The organism is Bradyrhizobium sp. 141 (assembly GCF_023074055.1).
In the GTDB taxonomy this organism is placed as follows: Bacteria; Pseudomonadota; Alphaproteobacteria; order Rhizobiales; family Xanthobacteraceae; genus Bradyrhizobium.
In genome coordinates this window covers 1-2378 of record NZ_JADPKR010000109.1, presented here as the reverse complement: position 1 = coordinate 2378, position 2378 = coordinate 1, and the positions used below count along the sequence as shown (strand labels likewise).

The 2378-nt window shown below is 57.2% G+C and carries 1 protein-coding gene and 1 pseudogene; both read left to right on the top strand.

The genetic code is table 11. The features are described 5' to 3' along the window. Nucleotides 1-130: pseudogene (locus IVA81_RS36215) on the top strand (integrase core domain-containing protein); the annotation flags it as partial. 627 nt (nucleotides 131-757) lie between these two features. Beyond that, nucleotides 758-1933 (top strand): Xaa-Pro peptidase family protein, encoded by a 1176-nt coding sequence (locus IVA81_RS36210; protein WP_247327139.1) that lies wholly within the window; start codon nucleotides 758-760, stop codon nucleotides 1931-1933. Nucleotides 1934-2378 lie beyond the last annotated feature (445 nt).

Sequence of the window (2378 nt, the reverse complement as noted above, 5' to 3'; positions counted from 1 at the left end):
GCTGTGGCGCTCGATCAAGTACGAGGAAGTGCATCTGAAAGCCTATGCCGACGGACGCGAAGCGCGAGATGGCATCGGATCATGGATGAGCTTTTACAATCATCGCCGCCCGCACCAGGCAATGAATAACCAGTTTCCGACGGCGGCATGGCGTGCCGGCATCGACAGGATCGAGGCGGCGAGGACTGTGGATATGCCGCTTCGCTTGGACAACGCAAACGCGTTGCCCACATACCCACAGCAGACGCAACAGCAGCACAAGAAAGCTGCTTGATTTGAACGACAAGGCAGGCCGGATCACACCTTAACTTTGGCGATCCATGGTCCCCGCTCCGGGGTCCACTTCATTCTTTCTGGTCTCCATTAGAGTTGGCCATAGAGTTCGATGACCATGCGCCTTTCCTACGTTTTGAAGGCACCTTAACTCACAGCGAAGCCCGACTGTGATGCGTCGATCACTTAGTGAAGGCGCGCGCGTTGCTCGTATGGCTTGCCCTAATCGCGTGACCACTGGGCGCAGAGTTTCGGCAAGTAAAAAACCTCCTATTAAGCACGCGTTCGGGCTCGGTAATAATCCTACAGCGAGATGACAGTGTTGCCGCCGAGCCAACCCCTAATATTTAGTGGGCAGTCGCCGTTGTCCGACGTCTCGCTTTCACGACACAAATTTGCGATAGACTGTTGAGCGCCATTTCATTCACTTCTTCGCCAATGGTGATTATACGCATCCGAGATGAATCCACGTGGAGCTAAGACGATGACGATCAGCAAAGGACCGCAGGCGTTCTCGCGAACGGAGTACCTGCGCAGGCTTGCCGCGGTGAAATCGGGGATGGCACGGCAGGACATTGATGCGCTTGTCGTAACCGAGAGCGCCAACATCACTTATCTCACGGGCTACACCGCTAAATCGCCCAATGACCCGAAAGCACTAGTGGTTTCGATGCACCAGGAAGAACCGACGTTCATCCTGCGTAAAATGGATGCGCCGGCAGCCCTGCATCAGACCTTCATGGAGCGCGGCAAGGTGGTTACCTACCCAGAAGCGCTCATGGGTAACCCTGACATGAATGGCTACGACGCCTTGATCGATTTTCTTCTGGACGTTGGCCTCGCAAAACGTGGCGTGGGGCTGGAACTGGGCGCCCTGTCGGCGCTTTCAGCCGAGAAGTTCAAGGTGCGACTGCCGCAAGCGCGGATAGTGAATTGCACCGGCACCGTAACCTGGATCCGAATGGTAAAGTCCGATCTGGAGATATCCTTCATGAAGGAAGCGGCTGCCATCGCAGATGCGGGAATCATGCGTGCCGCCGAAGTGATCCGCGCTGGCGTGCCGGAAGCTGAAGCTATCGCCGAGATCGTGGCGACGCTGGCGCGCGGCACCAATGGCAAGCCCGGAACGTGGATCCCAACTCCCTATTTGTGCTCCTCGCCGCGCACGGGAACAAGCCACATCACGTGGAGCGAGGATGTCTTTCGCGAAGGATCGCAGATAAACCTCGAGATCGCAGGTGTGCGCCATGGCTACACTGCCCCGATCAGCCGCACCTTCTCAATTGGCCGCGCCTCCGAGCGTTTACGTCGCGTACACGAGGCTGAGCTCGCCGGTCTGGAGGTCGCGCTGGACACTGTTCGCGCGGGGCGCACCTGCAGTGACGTCGCCCAGGCAATCTATCGCGCGATTGAGAAGCTGGGCGTCAAGAAAGAATCCCGCTGTGGTTATCCCGTTGGCATCGATTGGATGGAGCGGACGGCCAGCCTCAAAGAAGGGGACATGACAGTCTTGAAGCCGAACATGACCTTCCATCTGCATTTGGGTAATTGGATGATCGATGAATCATTTGGTTACGTCATCAGCGAGACTATTCGTGTAACGGAGTCCGGCGTCGAAGTCTTGACTAGTACGGTGCGGAAGCTTTTCGAGCTTAGCTAGAGCTATGAGGGGTTCTCGGACGAGTAGTCGCCGCCTGTCGATCGGCACTGAGGTATCTACTCGAAGACGTCCTTGGCTGAGTTAGACCAAGATTGCTGGCGCGGCTTGCGATGCTCAGCCCACCTGCGACCTCTTCGACAGTGTGTTGTGCGAGCGCTGGCTGCAGAACCCCTATTGTCGTGTGGCTCGTAGCTGGTCCATATCTGTCCGACAACTGACTCGATGATCGGAGCTGGCCTCCCGCAGACTGCAGGACAGGTTTCGCTTATGCGTCTAAGAGACGTGCGGCGGCTACTCCATCGGGTGAGTGACAGAAGAAGCGCAAGAAGACCGCCAAAGAGTCTTCGAGCTATCGCCAATTTTTGGTGACGGCCGGAGCCGGTCAGGCGGCGGCGGTTGCGGGCTGACGGTCGGTCGGCTTGGCGATGACCTCGATCCCGTTGTT

What these genes read in the sequence shown, in the direction of transcription:
- IVA81_RS36210 (WP_247327139.1), top strand. Translation starts at nt 758, where the DNA reads ATGACGATCAGCAAAGGACCGCAGGCGTTCTCGCGAACGGAGTACCTG.